Below are 19,265 nucleotides of genomic sequence, written 5' to 3' on the forward strand. Positions count from 1 at the left end.
TACGAACCGGCCCCGGCCGCCCGGGACCCCGTAGGGGAGGGGCGGGGTGTCGCGGCCCTCGCCGGGCGGCGTACGCTAAGGGCGCCATGCCGTACGAACCACCCACTCATACCGTCGAGCGCTCCCTGCGCGCCACGACCGGAGCGAAGGTCATCGCCGGCGTCGACGAGGTGGGACGCGGCGCCTGGGCCGGGCCCGTCACGGTCTGCGCCGCGATCACCGGACTCCGGCGTCCGCCCGAGGGACTCACCGACTCCAAGCTGCTCACGATCAAGCGGCGTACGGAACTCGCCGGGATACTCCAGACCTGGGTGACGGCCTACGCCCTGGGCCACGCCTCCCCCGAGGAGATCGACGACCTGGGCATGACCGCCGCGCTGCGCCTGGCCGCCGTACGGGCCCTGGAGTCGCTCCCGGTGCGTCCCGACGCCGTGATTCTCGACGGCAAGCACGACTACCTCGGCGCTCCCTGGCGGGTGCGCACGGTGATCAAGGGAGACCGGTCGTGCGTGGCCGTCGCTGCGGCCTCGGTGATCGCCAAGGTGCGGCGCGACAAAATGATGGCCGAACTCGGTGCCGGCCATGCAGACTTCGGATTCGCGGACAACGCCGGGTATCCCTCACCCGTGCACAAGGCCGCACTGGAGGAGCGGGGCCCCACCCCGTACCACCGCCTGTCGTGGGCGTATCTTGATGCGCTGCCCCAGTGGCGGCACCTCAAGAAGGCCCGCAACTGGGCCGACGGAGGCCCTCCGAAGATCGAAGGCCAGCTCGGCTTCGACTTCTGACGGTTCCGCCCGCACTGATGTGCCACCCGGACGTCGGTGTCGTTTCAACGTTTGATAAAAATCAGCTCATGCCTCTCATTCCCGAGGAGCCTCAGATTCACGAGAGTGCCCAGGGTTCCAGCGCCATGGCGGCCACCGGCCGCGTCGCGCCGACCCCTCGCCCCGTACCCGGCCCCCGCCCCGCGGCTTCGGCCCGCCCCGGTCGTCCCGGCCCTCCGCGGCCGGCACCGCCGGTGCAGCGCATGCCGCGTGACGTGGCTCCGGCCAAGCCGAGCCCGTCGGGCCCGGCCGCTTCCGCCGCTCCCGCGGCGACCCCGCAGATCCAGTTGATCCCGGCTTCGGCCGAGGGTGCGCTCGACGCCGCCGAGGAGGCGCTGGACCTGCTGCTCGACTCGGGCCGTTCCCCGGGTGAGGTGCTGGTGATCACCACCGGCTCCCAGCACCCGTGGACCGAGCACGAACTGTCCTTCGGTGAGGCGTCCTACTGGGCGCAGCACGACGCGGGCGACGACGTGTTCTACACGGACGCGACCTTCGCCGCCCGCGCCGCCGTCCGTCCCGTGGTCGTCGTGGCCGTGAACGGGGGCAGCACCGAAGCCGCCACCGGCGCCCTCGCCGCGGCCCACTCCCGGGCCGGAGCTCTGCTGATCGTCTGCGGCGACCCGCAGCAGATCAACGCGGTCCTGGGCGCCGGGGTCTGACCCCGAGCGGCACGGGCCGTCGGTCGCTCCGGTGGCGTCCGCGTCGTCCTGCGGTCTCCGCCGTGCCCGGACCGCCGTCCGGTGGCCGTCCCCCGTCGTGGGGACGGCCACCGGACGGCGATTCGCGTTCATGGTGTGTTGCTGTTCATGGTGCGCGATGTCGTTCCGGCGGCGGCGCTGTGCCGCCGCCGTTTCGCGGTCGTACTGCCGTGAACCCCAGGTCAGCGGGCCGCCGCCCGGCGCAGCACCTCGGAGACCGGACCCCCGGTGCGCGGTGCCAGCGGCGGGACCTCGGACAGGGCGAACGCCTCCGGCGCCGAATGGGCGTGGGGACTACGCCCCCCGCGTCCCTCGCCGAGCACCTGCCAGCCCTCCTGGGTCAGCGTGATGTAGGCGCCACAGCGCAGCCCGTGCAGCGTGCACGCGTCGCGCAGCCCCCACATCCAGGCACCGTCCTCCTCGGTCCAACGCGCCTCGCCCTCGCGGCAGTAGAGCAGCACGGCGGTGCGCACCGGGGTGCGGCGGCGCAGATCGTGCGGGATGATCCGGCGCAACTGGTCGAGCAGGGCGTTGCGGAACATCCAGCCGTCGGCCGGGGCGGGACGACGGGTGAACGAGGCGCTGGCGCAGAGCCGTTCGTCCGGATCGAGCACGGCGACGACGGCCGTGGACGGTCTGGGACGATGGCGGACGTGCAGCCCGCCCACGACCTCGCGCGGGTTGCGCAGCAGCGGGATTCCGGCGGCGGCCCACTCGGCGGGTTCGAGCAGACGGCTGGCGGAAGCGGCGGTCACGGACGTCGACAACGAGGCCGCCGAGGACGAGGCGAATCCGAAGGTCACGTTCCTCCCTTCGGCTACGCGCCCACACTGCGGGCGAGGTCGGATTCGGGGGAGCGCGCACCGCAGTAAAGCCCAGCCGGAACACGGGCGAGCCGTGCGGGGAGCGGACTTCAATTCTTCCTGTCGAACTTGGATGCGGCAACGAGCAATTGGGGCCGCCGACGGTTATCTGGTGGTGCGTTACTTATATCCCTACCCCCGGCGGTCACCGCCGACGCCTCGGGCGACCGTTTCGCGCCCTTTCCGCGCCCCGGCGCCGACGCCCGCGCGCGAGGGGGTGTGTCACGCCGCCCGGATTCGCCGATTGTCAGTGCCATCGGGTTGCATGGAGGCATGGACGATCTCAAGCTCCGCGCCGAAGCCGATGCCGTCCTCGCCGAGCTGGTCGGCGCCCCGGAGGGCGCGGCGCAACTGCGGGAGGACCAGTGGCAGGCGGTGGCCGCGCTGGTGGAGGAGCACCGGCGGGCGCTGGTCGTGCAGCGCACCGGCTGGGGCAAGTCGGCGGTGTACTTCGTGGCCACCGCGCTGCTGCGCCGCCGGGGCGCCGGTCCCACGGTGATCGTCTCGCCGCTGCTGGCGCTCATGCGCAACCAGGTCGAGGCGGCGGAGCGGGCCGGCATCCGCGCCCGCACCATCAACTCGGCCAACCCCGAGGAGTGGGACTCCATCCACGAGGAGGTGGAGCGCGGCGAGACCGACGTCCTCCTGGTGAGCCCCGAGCGCCTGAACTCCGTGGACTTCCGCGAGAACATGCTGCCCAGGCTCGCTGCCACGGCCGGTCTGCTGGTGGTCGACGAGGCGCACTGCATCTCCGACTGGGGGCACGACTTCCGGCCCGACTACCGACGGCTGCGCACCATGCTGGCCGAACTGCCGACGGACGTGCCCGTCCTGGCCACGACGGCGACCGCCAACGCGCGCGTGACGGCCGACGTGGCCGAGCAACTGGGCACCGGCGGCGCGGACGCCCTGGTGCTGCGTGGGCCGTTGGACCGGGAGAGCCTGCGGCTCGGCGTCCTGAAGCTGCCGGACGCCGCGCACCGGCTGGCCTGGCTGGGGGAGCGGCTGGGCGATCTGCCGGGCTCCGGGATCATCTACACGCTGACGGTGGCGGCGGCCGAGGAGGTCGCGGCCTATCTGCGCCAGCGCGGCTATCCCGTCGCCTCCTACACGGGCAAGACCGAGAACGCGGACCGGCTGCAGGCCGAGGAGGACCTGCTGGCGAACCGGGTGAAGGCCCTGGTGGCGACCTCGGCCCTCGGCATGGGCTTCGACAAGCCGGACCTGGGCTTCGTGGTCCACCTCGGCTCGCCCTCCTCCCCGATCTCCTACTACCAGCAGGTGGGCCGCGCGGGCCGAGGCGTGGAGCACGCCGACGTCCTGCTGCTGCCCGGCCGCGAGGACGAGGCGATCTGGGCCTACTTCGCCTCGGTCGGCTTCCCGCCCGAGGAGCAGGTACGGCGCACCCTGTCGGTCCTGGAGCAGGCGGACCGCCCCCTGTCGCTGCCCGCGCTGGAGCCGCTGGTGGAGCTACGGCGTTCCCGGCTGGAGACCATGCTGAAGGTCCTGGACGTGGACGGCGCGGTCAAGCGTGTGAAGGGCGGCTGGATCGCCACCGGGCAGCCGTGGGCCTACGACGCCGAGCGGTACGCGCGCGTGGCCCACCAGCGCGAGGCCGAACAGCAGGCCATGCGGGACTATGTCACGACCTCGGACTGCCGGATGGAGTTCCTGCAACGCCAGCTCGACGACGAGAAGGCCACCCCCTGCGGCCGCTGCGACAACTGCGCCGGACCCTGGCTCGACTCCGCCGTCGCCCCCGACGCCCTCGCGGCGGCACGGGGCGAACTGGAGCGTCCCGGCGTCGAGATCGAGCCCCGCCGGATGTGGCCCACCGGCATGCCCGCGATCGGCGTCGACCTCAAGGGCCGCATCCCCGCGGGCCAGCAGGCCGCCGTCGGCCGCGCACTCGGGCGGCTCTCGGACATCGGCTGGGGCAACCGCCTGCGCCCCCTCCTGTCACCCCAGTCACCCGACGGCCCGGTCCCGGACGACGTCCTCTCCGCCGTCGTGACGGTGCTCGCCGACTGGGCCCGCTCACCGGGCGGCTGGGCGAGCGGCACACCGGACGCTACGCCGCGCCCGGTCGGCGTGGTCGCGATGCCCTCCCGCACCCACCCCCACCTCGTCACCTCCCTCGCCGAAGGCGTCGCCCGCATCGGCCGCCTCCCCCTCCTCAGCACCCTCACCCTCACCGACGACCACCCCACCCCCCGCAGCAACTCCGCCCAACGCCTCCGCACCCTCACCTCCACCCTGACCGTCCCACCCGCCCTCACCTCCACCCTCACGACCACCCCCGGCCCGGTCCTCCTCGTGGACGACTACACGGACTCGGGCTGGTCCCTGGCGGTGGCGACGCGGCTGCTGCGGCAGGCGGGGGCGGAGGGGGTTCTGCCGTTGGTGTTGGGAGTGGGTGGGTAGCGGGCTGCGGCGGTCCGGGTGCGGGCCCGGTGCGGCTCGGGTCGTCGTCGGCGACATCTTGGCGTGTCCCTGACCTGACTTATCCACAGGTTCCAGCAGGATTCGGCGAACTGCGAGATCGTCAGCGCATGACGAATCACAGCGAAACGACTGGATCGTTCGAGAACGGTGAGAACGGGGACTTTTCGGGAGCAGGGGCGGGCGGTGATGGACCGGCGGGGGTGCCGGTCGGGGCGCGAGAGGTGCGGGACGCTCAGGTCACGCTGCGTACGCCGGCCGAGCTGGCCGACGCGCTGCCGTATCTGCTCGGGTATCGGCCCGAGGACAGCATGGTGCTGGTGGCGCTGTACGACACCAACGGGCCGGGGAGGTTCGGCGGGCGGGCTCGGCTGGGGATTCCGGCGAGCGAGGAGGACTGGGGTGCGGCGGCCCGGCAGGTCGCCAAGGGGCTGGTGCTGGGCAGCGAGCGGCGCGGGGCGCGGGCGGAGCGGATGGTCGCGTACGTCTGCCAGGAGCCACGGGACGGTGAGTCCGGGCAGGACGTGATGCGCAGGCTCCGCCCGCTGGCCCAGTTGCTGCGCACCGAGTGCGGGAGCCTGGACGTCCCGGTCGTCGAGGCGCTCTGTGTCTCGGACGGTCGCTTCTGGTCCTACGTGTGCCCGGTCGACGCGTGCTGTCCGGCCGAGGGCACCGCGATGGGCCTGCCCGGCACCTCGGTCCTCGCCGCAGCGGCCACCTACGCCGGACTCCAGGTGCGCGGCACGCTGCGGGAACTCCGCGCCAGGATGCTGCCCTGGGAGACCTCCGCCGCCCTGGAACAGGAGGTCGCCCTGGACGCGGCGGGACTGTCCCTGGTGCCCCGCATCCTGGACGAGGCGAGCCGCGAGGAGGTGGCGGCGGAGACCCTGGACCTCGCCGAACGGATCATCCGCCGCTTCGCGGAGGCACCCCCGGTCTCCGGCACGCACCCGGCGGACCTGCGCGACGACACGCTGCTCGCGCACGACGAGGCGGCGGCGCTGATTCTCGGCCTCCAGGACCGTACGACGCGTGACCGTGCGGCCGCCTGGATGGAGGGCGACGAAGGGGCTCCCGCCCTGCGGCTCTGGCGCGCCCTGGCCCGCCGCTGCGTCGGCCCCTACCGCGAGCACGCCGCCGCCCCGCTGACGCTGGCCGGATGGGTCGCCTGGTCCACCGGCGACGAACTGGAGGCGCGGGAGGCATTGGCAATGGCTCTCGGCGCGGACCCCGACTACCTCTTCGCCCGCCTGCTGCATCAAGCCTGCAACGAAGGGATCGACCCGGAGGCGGTCCGGCGCTGCCTCCGCGTGGAACGGGCGAACCGGCTGCGCGGGACGGGTCCGGAGAACGCCGACGTGAAGCCAGGGCAGCCGCCGGGTACAGGCGAGCCACAGACGCCCCGCGACCCCGCGCCCGCCTCCGCCGCGGGGCAGGACGACCAGGCTCCCCGTGACGACCGCGCCGCGAGTGATGCCGCCGCACCGCCCACCACCCCCAACTCGCGCCGCCGACGCCGAGGTCGGTCCCCGGGCCACACCGCCCCCGGCAGCAGCGGCTCCACCCACGCGGACACCGGTCGCCGACGACCCCCGCACCAGCGTCCGGACGCCTCCTCCACCCCACCCACCCGGCGAGGAAGCACGAGGCGGGACACCACCCGCACCTGCGCGACCGACGGAGAGAGCAAGTGAGCGCGGGCGCGGCGCCGCCGGAAAGCCGACCGGAACCGGCGCCACCGCCCCCGTGACCACAGCCGCCGACGTTCACGACAGCGACCGGAGAAGGGAGTGTTTATCGTCAAGGAGACGACTATGATCGCCTTATGCCCTACGACCCGTCAGCGTTTCCGCCATTCGCCGTCACCGTGGACCTGGTCGTGCTGACCGTTCGCCGTCATGCCCTGTGCGCGCTGGCGGTACGTAGAGGCGAGCAGCCCTTCCAGGGGCGTTGGGCACTCCCCGGCGGATTCGTACGGGCCGACGAGGACCTGTCCCAGGCGGCGGCACGGGAACTGGCCGAGGAGACCGGGCTCCGGGCCCACGACCCCGCCGTCCCGGCCCAGGACAACGGCGCGCATCTGGAACAGCTCGCCACCTACGGTGACCCGAAGCGCGACCCGCGTATGCGGGTGGTCAGCGTGGCGCACCTCGCCCTCGCCCCGGACCTCCCCGCACCCCGCGCGGGCGGCGACGCGAGCAACGCCCGCTGGGCACCGGTCGAGGAACTGCTCCAACAGGGCGGCTACGGCCGGGACGGCGAGCCCGTCGCGCCGCTCGCCTTCGACCACGGGCAGATCCTCGCGGACGGAGTGGAGCGGGCCCGGTCGAAGATCGAGTACTCGTCGCTGGCCACGGCGTTCTGTCCGCCCGAGTTCACGGTCGGAGAACTGCGCCGCGTCTACGAGGCGGTCTGGGGTGTGGCTCTCGATCCGCGCAACTTCCACCGCAAGGTCACCGGGACGCCGGGCTTCCTCGTGCCGACCGGGGGGACGACCACCCGCCAGGGCGGCAGGCCGGCCCAGCTCTTCCGGGCGGGCGGCGCCACCCTGCTCAACCCGCCGATGCTCCGTCCCGAGGTCTGAGGCGAGCGCCCTGCGGGATGCTCGGGCGGTCACCGCCCATGGGGAGCACACGAGAACCCGGGGAGCCCTGACCGCAGGCGCCCCACTCGAACGGCGCACACGAGTTGCGCGCCTCCGCACGTCACGGTAGAGCGAATCGGGTCATAACCGAAAAAACGGACTTCGCGCGCTATCTTGCTTCGGGTGATCCAGGCCGTCGGACTGACCAGCAATCCCCGCAAGGCACAGCCCCCTGCCGTGAACGACGTCTCCTTCGAGGCGCGCGCCGGGCATCTCACCGTCCTGCTCGGGGCGGCGGGCGCGGGCAAGACGACCGTGCTCGGGCTGATGCTCGAACTGCGGCAGGGGCGTGGCATCACCTACTTCAGAGGGCGCCCCCTGCACCGGATCGCCCACCCGTCGCGCGAAGTGGGTGTCGTACTCGGCGACGTACCCGGACACCCCGCCCGCACCGTCCGCGGCCACCTGCGGATGCTCTGCGCGGCGACCGGAGTCCCCGCCCGGCGCGCCGACGAAGTCCTCGAAGCGGTGGGGCTCGTCAGCCTGCGCGAGGAACGGCTCGGCACCCTGTCGCGCGGCATGGACCGCCGCCTGGGCCTCGCCTGCGCCCTGCTGCCCGACCCGCACACACTCGTCCTGGACGAGCCCACCGCCGACCTCTCGCCCGCCGAAGCCCGTTGGGTGCACACGACGCTGCGCGCCTACGCCGACCAGGGCGGCACCGTGCTCCTCGCCACCGCCGACCCCAAGGAGGCGGCACGGACGGCCGATCGCGTCGTCACCCTCGACGACGGCAGAGTTGTCGCGGACCAGGAGGGGCGGGAGTTCGCCCGGACCAGGCTCCGCCCCCGGGTCGCCGTGCGCAGCCCCCAGGCGGAACGCCTCGCGACGCTGCTCGCCAAGGAGGCGCGTATCGAGCGACGTTCCGTCGAGGTCGTGGCGGAAGTGGGCAATCGGCTCTCCGTGTACGGCAGTACGACCGCCGACATCGGTGAGACCGCCTACCGGCACGGCATCATGGTCCATCAACTCGCGGACGAAATCGGCGACATGGGTCCGGGGGGAGACCTCGCGGACGCCGCCGACAGCGAAGGGCCGTCGACTGCTGAAGCTCCGGCCGTCGAGAGTGCCGCCACCGACGACAGCTCCCCGGCGGCCGAAGTCAGTCTGGCCGACAGCGCTTCGTCCCCCTTGCCGCCCCCCATCTCGGTCCGCTCCACCCCCAGCCCGCTCCGCCCCCTGCGCTACGAGCTGCGGCGTGCTGCCGGGATCCGCACCGGGTTCCTCACCGGTGGGGTCGTGCTGCTGGTGTCCGCGCTCGTCGCCGTACTGCTGGCGCGGATCGGGCACACCCCGCAGGAGCGGCTGTTCGCCGCCTGGCCGAGGGAGTTCCCGTTGCCGCCCGTGGCGCTGGCGGCGGGGTTGCTCGGCGCGCTGTCCTTCGGGGACGAGTTCCGTTACCCGGCGCTGGCGGTGGACCGCGCGACCGTGCCCCGTCGGCTGGGGCTGCTCGGCGCGAAGCTTTTCGTCTCCGGAACCACCGCCGCGATCCTGTCCTTTCTCACCCTGGGCTGCGACGCCGAGGCGCTCTACCTCCTCTACGGACGGGAATTGACCCAGGTTCCGGAGGACTGGTTGTCGATGGGCGTGAGTTGGTTCGCGCTCGTGATCGGGTGTGCGTGGGCCGGGGTGCTGGCGGCCGGTGTCTTCCGGTCGACCACGGCGGGGCTCGCGGCCGTGCTCGCGGTGCCCGTGGCCGTCGTACCGCTGATGCGGCAGGTGTTCGAGGGGTCATCCGTGCGCACCGCCGCCGGAATCACGGTCCGGATGCACGATCTCCTGCTGCTCCAGTGGCCCTTCGGGGGCGAGCGCTATGTACTGGCGGTGATCCGGATCGTCGCCCAACCCGTCGGCGGCGCAATGGTGTTGTCGCTCGGCGCGTTGCTGTGTGCGTATTTGTTCACGACGCCGCGCGTCAGGGTCAGGTGAGGCCCGGCGTACGGTTCCCGCTCCACTGTGCGCACAACTCCCCGCAGAAAGCCCGTTTCTTTACGATAAGGCGTCAATTGCGACGGAGTGAGCGATCACCCTTTCGTGTGCTTTTCACCAAAGCCCTCAAGGCAGTTGGAGGCAACGCCGACAAAGGATGCGTGAGTACCCTTGCGCACACCATGATGACCGCCGCCCGCTCCGCCGACTCCGGTCTGGCCGGCCCGGGCGAAATCGACCGTTACCCCTACGCCGAGGCTCCGGTGGCCGAGCGCGCCGCCGTCCCCGCCTGGGAAGGGGCAGATTCCGAGCTGGGCCGCGTCGGCCGGCGTGCCGCGGGCAGCCGCGGGCGCGGATTGCACGGCCAGCTCGTCCAGCAACTGGGTCAGATGATCGTCTCGGGCGACCTCGGGGCGGACCGCCCGCTGGTGCCCGAGGAGATCGGCCAGCGATTCGAGGTCTCCCGCACCGTCGTCCGCGAATCCCTCCGGGTCCTGGAGGCCAAGGGCCTCGTCAGCGCCCGGCCGAACGTCGGTACGCGGGTGCGCCCCGTGAGCGACTGGAACCTCCTCGACCCCGACATCATCGAGTGGCGGGCCTTCGGTCCGCAGCGCGACGACCAGCGCCGCGAGCTGAACGAGCTGCGCTGGACGATCGAGCCGCTCGCCGCCCGCCTCGCCGCCGGGCACGGCCGGGAGGAGGTGCAGCAGCGCCTCTCCGACCTGGTCGAGATCATGGGCCACGCCCTCTCCGGCGGGGACGCGCTGACGTTCTCGCGCGCCGACACCGAATTCCACGCCCTGCTCATCCAGATCGCGGGCAACCGGATGCTGGAGCACCTGTCCGGGATCGTCTCCTCCGCGCTCCACGTCTCCGGCGGTCCCGTCACGGGCTGCGACCGGCCCACCGAGACCTCGCTCGCCCAGCACGGCCGGATCGTGGACGCCCTCGGCGCGGGCGACGGCAACGCGGCCGAGACGGCCATGCGCCAGCTACTCACCGTCCACCCCGAGGTGGAGCGCGTGGTCCCGGCGCCGCGCGAGCACTGACCGGCACCGCGAGCGAAGACGCGAGCAGACGCCCGCGCAACGCAAGCGCTGCGCGGGCGAGGCGAGCGGAGCGGTCGTCAGTGAGTGGTGCCCCGTGCCGGGCCGGTGCACCACGGATGAGGGCAGTCCTGTCGGTGGTGGTGATGGCGGTGCCGGGCTCGGGGCCCCGCCGTCGCGACCTCGCCGCCGTCCATGACGCGCGGTACGTCGGGGGGCGGGGCGGACCGCCCGGGAGCGGCGGGCCCGCTCCCGGCCGAAAGCGGGCGCGTCTCGTTAGGATGAAAAGAGCCCGTTCTGATCGTGTCCGACAACTTTTGACCACTTACGGGGTGTGACTCGGGCCACGCAGATTGGGCGTAACGCTCGTGGAAACAGCGCGATGACCTAATAGGTGAAAGCCGCGGAGGGAATACGGACGCCGTACCAGGCGCTGTGTAGCTTCCCGGCCCCGCCCGCGCCGTCGGCCCATCCCCAGGCCGGTGGTCGGCTCCTGTCCGTGTCGGACGGAGTCGGAAGCCGTTTTCCAACGTTCCGAGAGGTTGTTCGTGTCGGCCAGCACATCCCGTACGCTCCCGCCGGAGATCGCCGAGTCCGTCTCTGTCATGGCGCTCATCGAGCGGGGAAAGGCTGAGGGGCAGATTGCCGGCGACGATGTGCGTCGGGCCTTCGAAGCCGACCAGATTCCGGCCACTCAGTGGAAGAACGTTCTGCGCAGCCTCAATCAGATCCTTGAGGAAGAGGGTGTGACGCTGATGGTCAGTGCCGCAGAGCCCAAGCGCACCCGCAAGAGCGTCGCAGCGAAGAGCCCCGCCAAGCGCACCACCACCAAGACGGTCGCGGCGAAGACGGTGACCACCCGCAAGGCCACGGCTTCCACGACCGCCCCGGCCGCCTCCGCGGCGGGTGACGACGAGGACGCCGCCCCCGCCAAGAAGGCCGCGGCCAAGAAGACCACCGCCAAGAAGACGGCCGCGAAGAAGACCACGGCCAAGAAGACCGCGGCGAAGAAGACCACGGCCAAGAAGGACGACGCCGAGCTTCTCGAGGACGAGGTCATCGAGGAGACCAAGGCCGCCGACGAGCCGGAGGGCACCGAGGCCGCGGGCTTCGTGCTGTCCGACGAGGACGAGGACGACGCGCCCGCGCAGCAGGTCGCCGCGGCCGGCGCCACCGCCGACCCGGTCAAGGACTACCTGAAGCAGATCGGCAAGGTCCCCCTGCTCAACGCCGAGCAGGAAGTCGAGCTGGCCAAGCGCATCGAGGCGGGTCTGTTCGCCGAGGACAAGCTCGCCAACTCCGACAAGCTCGCCCCGAAGCTCAAGCGCGAGCTGGAGATCATCGCCGAGGACGGGCGCCGCGCCAAGAACCACCTGCTGGAGGCCAACCTCCGACTCGTGGTCTCCCTGGCCAAGCGCTACACCGGCCGCGGCATGCTCTTCCTGGACCTCATCCAGGAGGGCAACCTCGGTCTGATCCGCGCGGTCGAGAAGTTCGACTACACCAAGGGCTACAAGTTCTCCACGTACGCCACCTGGTGGATCCGTCAGGCGATCACCCGCGCCATGGCCGACCAGGCCCGCACCATCCGTATCCCGGTGCACATGGTCGAGGTCATCAACAAGCTCGCCCGTGTGCAGCGCCAGATGCTCCAGGACCTGGGCCGCGAGCCCACCCCGGAGGAGCTGGCCAAGGAACTCGACATGACCCCCGAGAAGGTCATCGAGGTCCAGAAGTACGGCCGCGAGCCCATCTCCCTGCACACCCCGCTGGGCGAGGACGGCGACAGCGAGTTCGGTGACCTCATCGAGGACTCCGAGGCCGTCGTCCCCGCCGACGCCGTCAGCTTCACGCTCCTCCAGGAGCAGCTCCACTCGGTGCTGGACACCCTGTCCGAGCGCGAGGCCGGCGTCGTCTCGATGCGCTTCGGTCTCACCGACGGTCAGCCGAAGACCCTCGACGAGATCGGCAAGGTCTACGGCGTGACGCGTGAGCGCATCCGCCAGATCGAGTCGAAGACCATGTCGAAGCTGCGCCACCCGTCGCGTTCGCAGGTTCTGCGCGACTACCTGGACTAGTCCAGACGGTACGACGACGAAGGCCCGGTTCCCCCTCGGGGAGCCGGGCCTTCGTGCTGCGCGCGGGCGCGGAGTGGATCACTCTGGGTGTCCCATTGCCACCCTGAGTGAGGAGAGCCTCGATGCGTCGTACCGTTGCCCGGATGCTGATCCGGCCGCTGGTCCTGGCGGCCGCCCTGACCGCGATACCCCTGGCCGGGACGGCTTCCGCGGCCGCCGACAGCGTGGTGGTCGGCGGGTTCCCGATCGATGTCTCGACGGCGCCGTGGACGGTGGCGCTGTCCAGCCGTGACCGGTTCGGGGGCACGCGGGCGGGACAGTTCTGCGGCGGAGTGGCCGTCGCGCCGACCAAGGTGCTCACCGCGGCGCACTGCGTGTCCGAGGACGCCCTGGGCGGTCCGCCCGAGAGCGTCCCCGACCTCAAGGTCATCGCGAACCGCACCGACCTGCTGTCGAAGGACGGCGAGGAGATCGCCGTGCGGAAGGCCGAGGTCAATCCGGACTACGACGCGGCGACCAACTCCGGCGACTTCGCCGTCCTCACGCTCGCCCGGCAGCTGCCGGAGAGCTCCGTCGTGCGTATGGCGGAGGCGGGTGACGCGGCCTACAAGGCCGGTACGGAGGCGCTGGTGTCGGGATGGGGCGACACCAGCGGGCAGGGCGCCTACGCGAAGCATCTGTACGCGGCGCGGCTGCACGTCCTCGCGGACGACGTCTGCGCCCGCGCCTATCCGGGCGGGGCGGAGGGTGCCTACCGCGCGGACACGATGCTGTGCGCGGGGGAGGCCGTGGGTGGTCCCGACGCCTGCCAGGGGGACAGCGGTGGTCCGCTGGTCGCCAGTGGGCGGCTGATCGGGCTGGTGTCCTGGGGGAACGGCTGCGGGCGCCCCGGAAGCCCTGGCGTCTACACCCGGGTGTCCGAGGTCGCGAAGGTGCTGGAAGCGGCTCAGGGGGCCGTCAGTAGCCGTACAGGCGCCTTCGGCGGAAGCCGAGGCGCCTAGCCGAGAGGTGTCGTCCCCCTACGAGCGACGGGCGACCGCTTCCGCGAGGGGAGCGGCCGCCCGTTCACCGGCCTGGTGCCGGGGCTGGCTCGTCGGGTGGGTGCGAGATTCAGCGCTCTTCTTCGGAGGCGGTGCCCGGAATGGACGTCAGCCGCTCCGTCTCGTCCTGTATCTCAGCGGCGATCTTCTTGAGTTCCGGCTCGAACTTGCGACCGTGATGGGCGCAGAAGAGCAGTTCGCCGCCGCTGAGCAGGACGACGCGCAGGTATGCCTGGGCGCCGCAGCGGTCGCAGCGATCGGCGGCCGTCAGGGGGCTCGCGGGGGTCAGAACAGTAGTCACGTCGCCTCTTCTCTAGCTCGACGAGCTGTCGTACCAGGGTCAACATCCAACCAGCCCGAAATCGTTCCCGCTCGGGGGTTTCCGTCGGAAAAATCTTTCCGGGTGGCTGTCTGCTGCCGGTTGGCGGCGAATGTGCCGTAGTGCGTTTCTTGTGTACTTACGGGTTCGCGCTCATTCGGTCTCGGTCCTCCCGGCTGGGTTGCCGGTTGTTCATGAGGACGTGCCCGGAGCCTAAATGGTTCATGCCTCGAAGGGAACGTGATGTGGACTTCACTCCATCGAGGGATCGAACGCTCGTACGAGTGTGGACTAGGGTGAGTTCCCCGACGAGGGTGGCGTTACACCGGCTCTACCAGGCATCGGTACCCTCTGAGCGGCGACCGAAGCCGGCCCCTTACCCATCAGGGGCTCATCTGAAATTCAGCGAGGAGCGAACCGCGTGACCGCCGATACGTCCGTGCCGTCCACAGCGCTGCTGGCAGGAGCAGACCGCGACGGTTCCAACTACACCGCGCGGCACCTGCTCGTCCTCGAGGGTCTCGAGGCCGTGCGCAAGCGCCCGGGCATGTACATCGGCTCGACCGACAGCCGCGGTCTGATGCACTGCCTCTGGGAGATCATCGACAACTCCGTGGACGAGGCCCTCGGCGGCTACTGCGACCACATCGAGGTGATCCTCCACGACGACGGCTCCGTCGAGGTGCGGGACAACGGCCGCGGCATCCCCGTGGACGTGGAGCCGAAGACCGGCCTGTCCGGCGTCGAGGTCGTCATGACCAAGCTGCACGCGGGCGGCAAGTTCGGCGGCGGCTCCTACGCGGCCTCCGGCGGTCTGCACGGCGTGGGCGCCTCCGTGGTGAACGCGCTCTCCGCGCGGCTCGACGTCGAGGTCGACCGCGGCGGCCACACCCACGCGATCGGATTCCGGCGCGGCGTGCCCGGCGCCTTCACCGGCGAGGGCGCCGACGCGAAGTTCGAGCCCAAGAGCGGTCTCGTCAAGACCAAGAAGATCGCCAAGGCCCGGACCGGCACGCGCGTGCGCTACTGGGCGGACCGGCAGATCTTCCTCAAGGACGCCAAGCTCTCCCTGGAGAACCTGCACCAGCGGGCCCGCCAGACCGCGTTCCTGGTGCCCGGACTGACCATCGTCGTGCGCGACGAGATGGGCCTCGGCGAGGGCGGCAGCAAGGGCGAGGAGTCCTTCCGCTTCGACGGTGGCATCAGCGAGTTCTGCGAGTACCTCGCCACCGACAAGCCGGTGTGCGACGTGCTCCGCTTCTCCGGCCAGGGCACGTTCAAGGAGACCGTCCCGGTCCTGGACGAGCACGGCCAGATGACCCCGACCGAGGTCACCCGCGAGCTGGGCGTCGACGTCGCCCTGCGCTGGGGCACGGGGTACGACACGAACCTGAAGTCCTTCGTCAACATCATCGCCACGCCCAAGGGCGGCACCCATGTCGCCGGTTTCGAGCAGGCGATCACCAAGACGATGAACGAGACGCTGCGCGCCAAGAAGATGCTGCGCGTGGCCGAGGACGACGTCGTCAAGGACGACGCCCTGGAGGGCCTGACGGCTGTCGTCACGGTGCGCCTGGCCGAGCCGCAGTTCGAGGGCCAGACCAAGGAGGTCCTCGGCACCTCGGCCGCCCGCCGCATCGTGCACAACGTGATCTCCAAGGAACTCAAGGCGTTCCTGACCTCCAGCAAGCGGGACGCGGCCGCGCAGGCCCGTGTCGTCATGGAGAAGGTCGTCGCCGCCGCCCGCACCCGCGTGGCCGCGCGCCAGCACAAGGACGCCCAGCGGCGCAAGACCGCCCTGGAGTCCTCGTCCCTGCCCGCCAAGCTGGCCGACTGCCGCAGCGACGACGTGGACCGCAGCGAGCTGTTCATCGTCGAGGGCGACTCCGCGCTCGGTACCGCCAAGCTCGCGCGCAACTCCGAGTTCCAGGCGCTGCTGCCCATCCGGGGCAAGATCCTCAACGTGCAGCGCTCGTCCGTGACCGACATGCTCAAGAACGTCGAGTGCGGCGCGATCATCCAGGTCATAGGGGCGGGCTCGGGCCGGACCTTCGACATCGACGCGGCCCGCTACGGCAAGATCATCATGATGACCGACGCCGATGTGGACGGCTCCCACATCCGCTGTCTGCTGCTGACGCTTTTCCAGCGCTACATGCGGCCGATGGTGGAGGCGGGCCGGGTCTTCGCCGCCGTGCCCCCGCTGCACCGCATCGAGCTGATCCAGCCGAAGAAGGGCCAGGACAAGTACGTCTACACGTACTCGGACCGTGAGCTGCGCGACAAGCTCATGGAGTTCCAGCGCAAGGGCATCCGGTACAAGGACTCCATCCAGCGCTACAAGGGCCTGGGCGAGATGGACGCCGACCAGCTCGCCGAGACCACGATGGACCCGCGCCACCGCACCCTGCGCCGCATCAACCTCGCCGACCTCGAAGCGGCCGAGGAGGTCTTCGACCTGCTGATGGGCAACGACGTGGCCCCGCGCAAAGAGTTCATCTCCAGCTCGGCGGCGACGCTGGACCGGTCGCGCATCGACGCGTAGGCGCTGCCCTCGGCTTCGGCCGGGGTCTCGGCTGGGGCGGGCTTCGGTCGGCCCGGGTGAGGCGCTGGGCGGACCGAGGTGCGGGCGGCGGTGAGGCGTCGCGCGGCTCTGAGGTGCCGGACAGTCGGGGCGGAGCTTGGAAGGGGCGGGGAGGACCTGGGCAGGTCCTCCCCGCCCCTTCGCGTGTGACCGTACGACTCCAGAGGTCTCCCCGGAGCTTCCTCAGGGATGTCCCCCAGGGGCATCTCCACCCCTGGGTGGAGAACAGGACCGCCCGGTTTTCCACCCATGATCCACCCCCGCTCCGATCTCCCGGCCTGCGGATTTCCGTACCTTCGAAGGCATCGGCAGCACTCGCCGCCGAATCCCCTTCTCGCTCACGGAGGCAGCCATGTCCGGGCTGGTCAACGCGTTGGTGATCGTGGTCATCGCCGCCATTGTGATCGCGCGGCAGTTCCGCGCCCGCGCGATCAACACCGACCGGCGCTGGTGGCTGCTACCCGCGATCCTCGCCTTCATGGCGCTGCGCGGCCCGGGCATACTCGACGACCACCACCGCGTCGGCTCGGCCGCCCTGCTCGCCGCCGAGGTCCTCGTCGGTCTCGCCATCGGGGCCGGCTGGGCGTGGACCTCCCGGCTGTGGACGGCGGAGGACGGCGTCGTCTGGACCAGGAGCACCAAGGCGAGCGGGCTGGTGTGGGTCGTGGGCATAGCCCTCCGGGTCGGCCTCTTCGGGCTCGGCCGCGGCTTCGGGATCCACCAGGACAGTTCCGCGCTGATGCTCGGCCTCGCCGCGACCCTGCTCGTCCGCACCGGGGTCCTGACCTGGCGGGCCCGGTCACTGGGTTCCGCGACCGTCCCGCCGGGCGTCATGACCGCCCCCGCGGACGCCACGACCGGCCCGACGGGCTCCGCGAGCGGCGGTCCGGGCTCCGCCGAGGGCTCCCTCCCGGCGTACGGTGACGGCACGCCGCCGGCCTGGAAGGAGCGCGTGTGAAAGAGAACATGTGGACCCGCTGGCCGTCCCGCGAGGCGCTGGGTCGCAGCGGCACCTCTAAGGCCAAGCGGCTGTACTCCCGAGCGGTCAGGGGACTGCTGCTCGTCGTGCTCCTGTGGGGAGCCTTCAGCCGGAGACACCTCGGCATCGAGGGCGCGGCCGTCGCAGTCGCCGTCGTCCTGGTCACGGCCGTCGCCGCGTGGGGCTTCTTCCGGACCACCTACGCACACCGGCTTCTGTCCTCGCTGGCGCTCATCTCCGTGCTGCTGGGCATCGCGGTCCTCGCGGAGGCCACCGGGTTCCGCGGACCCGCGCTGGTGATCTGGTGCGTCTGCGGGATCACCGCACTCCAGCGACTGCCGCTCGGAGCCGCCGTGCCGGTGGCGGCGGTGGCCCTCGCCACGTACTCCGCGTTCAACAACGACGTGTGGCTGACCACCGCCGCCACCGTGACGGGGATGGCCCTCGCCGGATACGTCCTGCGGCTGGACGCGGAGTCGCGGGGCAACGCGCAGCGGCTGCTCGCCCAGGAGCGGGCCGCACGGGAGGCCGAGGCGGAGTCTGCGGCGCTGGGGGAGCGGGCGAGGATCGCCCGGGAGATCCACGACGTGCTGGCCCACAGCCTCTCCGCCCAACTGGTCCACCTGGAGGCGGCCCGGCTGCTCATCGAACGCGGCGCCGACCGGGAGCAGATCCTGGAGCGGGTGGTGGCGGCGCGCGGCATGGCCCGGGACGGGCTCGACGAGACCCGGCAGGCACTGTCCGCGCTGCGGGGCGAACTGAGCCCGCTGGAGGAGTTCCTGACCGGTCTCGTCAGCGGGACCGACGGCGCCGAGGTCACCGTCACGGGTGAGCGCCGACCGTTGCCGGCCGAGTGCTCCCAGGCCGTGCGCCGGGTGGCGCAGGAGGCGATGACGAACGTCCGCAAGCACGCCCGGGGCGCCACCGTGCGGGTCCGGCTGGACTACGGAGAGCGCGAGGTGACGCTGGACGTCCGCGACGCGGGAGGCCGTCCGGGAGAACTCGCCGGGTCCGGTGGCGGATACGGTCTGCTCGGTATGCGGGAGCGCGCCGAACTGCTGGGCGGCTCGCTGGACGCGGGGCCGGACGAGAAGGGGTTCGCGGTGACACTGAAGGTGCCCGTATGACCGGGGCCGACGGAGGGAGGAAGGACGCGCGCGTGGTGGTCGCCGACGACCAGACCGTTGTGCGGGAGGGCATCGTGATGCTGCTCGGGCTGCTGCCCGGTCTGGAGGTCGTCGGCTCGGCGCGGGACGGCGAGGACGCGGTGCGGCTCGTCGGTGAACTCGACCCGGACGTGGTGCTGATGGACCTTCGGATGCCCCGCTGCGACGGGGTGGAGGCCACCCGGCTCATCCGGGGCCGGTATCCGAGGACGCAGGTCGTGGTGCTGACCACCTTCGCGGACGACGACTCGCTGTTCGCGGCGCTGCGGGCGGGAGCGCGAGGCTATCTCACCAAGGACGCGGGCGGGGACGAGATCGTGCGGGCGGTGGAGAGCGTGCTGTCGGGCGACGCGGGGCTCTCGCCGAGTGTCCAACGGCGTTTGCTGGAGCGGCTGTCGGAGACCGAGGCCGCCGTGCCCCAGCCTCCCGAGGCGCCCGACGGGCTCACCGCGCGGGAGGCCGAGGTGCTGGTGCTGATCGCGGAGGGGCTCACCAATCAGGAGATCGCGCACAAGTTGCACGTCTCCACGGCGACGGTGAAGACGCACATCAACAACATGTTCGCGAAGACGGGGCTCAAGGACCGTGCGCAGGCGGTGCGTTACGCGTATGCGAAGCGGTTGGTGCGGCCGAGATCGGAGTGACTT

15 protein-coding genes are annotated in these 19,265 nt (G+C 71.4%); 13 read left to right on the forward strand and 2 right to left on the reverse strand.

Annotation, left to right across the window (positions count from 1 at the left end; genetic code table 11):
• Window positions 1-86 precede the first annotated feature (86 nt).
• Together IF655_RS10460 and IF655_RS10465 are read left to right on the forward strand one after the other, a co-directional pair.
• Window positions 87-788: a ribonuclease HII gene (locus tag IF655_RS10460; RefSeq protein WP_199583862.1), complete on the forward strand. Its 702-nt coding sequence runs from the start codon at window positions 87-89 to the stop codon at window positions 786-788.
• A 68-nt stretch (window positions 789-856) separates the two neighbouring features.
• Complete coding sequence (locus tag IF655_RS10465; RefSeq protein WP_199583863.1) at window positions 857-1,489, forward strand: hypothetical protein; 633 nt, start codon at window positions 857-859, stop codon at window positions 1,487-1,489.
• Between the two features lie 221 nt (window positions 1,490-1,710).
• Here IF655_RS10465 and IF655_RS10470 read toward each other — a convergent pair whose 3' ends face one another.
• On the reverse strand, window positions 1,711-2,331 hold the full coding sequence (locus IF655_RS10470) for a hypothetical protein (protein WP_018547365.1): 621 nt from the start codon (window positions 2,329-2,331) through the stop codon (window positions 1,711-1,713).
• A gap of 333 nt (window positions 2,332-2,664) precedes the next feature.
• Here IF655_RS10470 and IF655_RS10475 point away from each other — a divergent pair, with 333 nt between their 5' ends.
• From IF655_RS10475 to IF655_RS10505, 7 genes are all read left to right on the forward strand, one after another.
• Window positions 2,665-4,815, forward strand: a complete 2,151-nt coding sequence (locus IF655_RS10475; protein ID WP_199583864.1) for an ATP-dependent DNA helicase RecQ — start codon at window positions 2,665-2,667, stop codon at window positions 4,813-4,815.
• Between the two features lie 128 nt (window positions 4,816-4,943).
• Window positions 4,944-6,527 (forward strand): DUF4192 domain-containing protein, encoded by a 1,584-nt coding sequence (locus tag IF655_RS10480; RefSeq protein WP_199583865.1) that lies wholly within the window; start codon window positions 4,944-4,946, stop codon window positions 6,525-6,527.
• A 131-nt stretch (window positions 6,528-6,658) separates the two neighbouring features.
• Complete coding sequence (locus IF655_RS10485; protein ID WP_018547362.1) at window positions 6,659-7,417, forward strand: NUDIX domain-containing protein; 759 nt, start codon at window positions 6,659-6,661, stop codon at window positions 7,415-7,417.
• A 183-nt stretch (window positions 7,418-7,600) separates the two neighbouring features.
• A complete protein-coding gene (locus IF655_RS10490; RefSeq protein WP_199583866.1) occupies window positions 7,601-9,406 on the forward strand; it encodes an ATP-binding cassette domain-containing protein in 1,806 nt (601 codons plus the stop codon).
• A 161-nt stretch (window positions 9,407-9,567) separates the two neighbouring features.
• Window positions 9,568-10,455 carry a FadR/GntR family transcriptional regulator gene (locus tag IF655_RS10495; protein WP_199583867.1) on the forward strand — a complete coding sequence of 296 codons (888 nt, stop codon included), beginning with the start codon at window positions 9,568-9,570 and terminating at the stop codon, window positions 10,453-10,455.
• 545 nt (window positions 10,456-11,000) lie between these two features.
• A complete protein-coding gene (locus tag IF655_RS10500; RefSeq protein ID WP_199583868.1) occupies window positions 11,001-12,530 on the forward strand; it encodes an RNA polymerase sigma factor in 1,530 nt (509 codons plus the stop codon).
• Window positions 12,531-12,652: 122 nt separating this feature from the next.
• Complete coding sequence (locus tag IF655_RS10505) at window positions 12,653-13,531, forward strand: serine protease (RefSeq protein WP_199583869.1); 879 nt, start codon at window positions 12,653-12,655, stop codon at window positions 13,529-13,531.
• A gap of 109 nt (window positions 13,532-13,640) precedes the next feature.
• On the opposite strand, the gene IF655_RS10510 is transcribed toward IF655_RS10505, so the two are convergent.
• Window positions 13,641-13,871 carry a hypothetical protein gene (locus IF655_RS10510; RefSeq protein WP_199583870.1) on the reverse strand — a complete coding sequence of 77 codons (231 nt, stop codon included), beginning with the start codon at window positions 13,869-13,871 and terminating at the stop codon, window positions 13,641-13,643.
• Between the two features lie 439 nt (window positions 13,872-14,310).
• On the opposite strand from IF655_RS10510, the gene IF655_RS10515 reads away from it, so the two are divergent.
• The 4 genes from IF655_RS10515 to IF655_RS10530 all read left to right on the forward strand — a co-directional run bounded on the left by IF655_RS10515 (window position 14,311) and on the right by IF655_RS10530 (window position 19,262).
• The gene (locus IF655_RS10515; protein ID WP_199583871.1) at window positions 14,311-16,434 is read left to right on the forward strand and encodes a type IIA DNA topoisomerase subunit B; all 2,124 of its coding nucleotides are present in this window, start codon (window positions 14,311-14,313) and stop codon (window positions 16,432-16,434) included.
• Window positions 16,435-16,825: 391 nt separating this feature from the next.
• Window positions 16,826-17,431: a DUF1453 family protein gene (locus IF655_RS10520; protein ID WP_199583872.1), complete on the forward strand. Its 606-nt coding sequence runs from the start codon at window positions 16,826-16,828 to the stop codon at window positions 17,429-17,431.
• Window positions 17,428-18,579, forward strand: a complete 1,152-nt coding sequence (locus IF655_RS10525) for a sensor histidine kinase (protein WP_199583873.1) — start codon at window positions 17,428-17,430, stop codon at window positions 18,577-18,579. Before IF655_RS10520 ends, IF655_RS10525 begins: the two co-directional genes overlap by 4 nt.
• Window positions 18,576-19,262: a response regulator transcription factor gene (locus IF655_RS10530; RefSeq protein WP_199583874.1), complete on the forward strand. Its 687-nt coding sequence runs from the start codon at window positions 18,576-18,578 to the stop codon at window positions 19,260-19,262. Before IF655_RS10525 ends, IF655_RS10530 begins: the two co-directional genes overlap by 4 nt.
• Window positions 19,263-19,265 lie beyond the last annotated feature (3 nt).

Origin of the sequence: Streptomyces sp. DSM 110735 (assembly GCF_016482685.1) — a bacterium.
GTDB lineage: Bacteria > Actinomycetota > Actinomycetes > Streptomycetales > Streptomycetaceae > Streptomyces.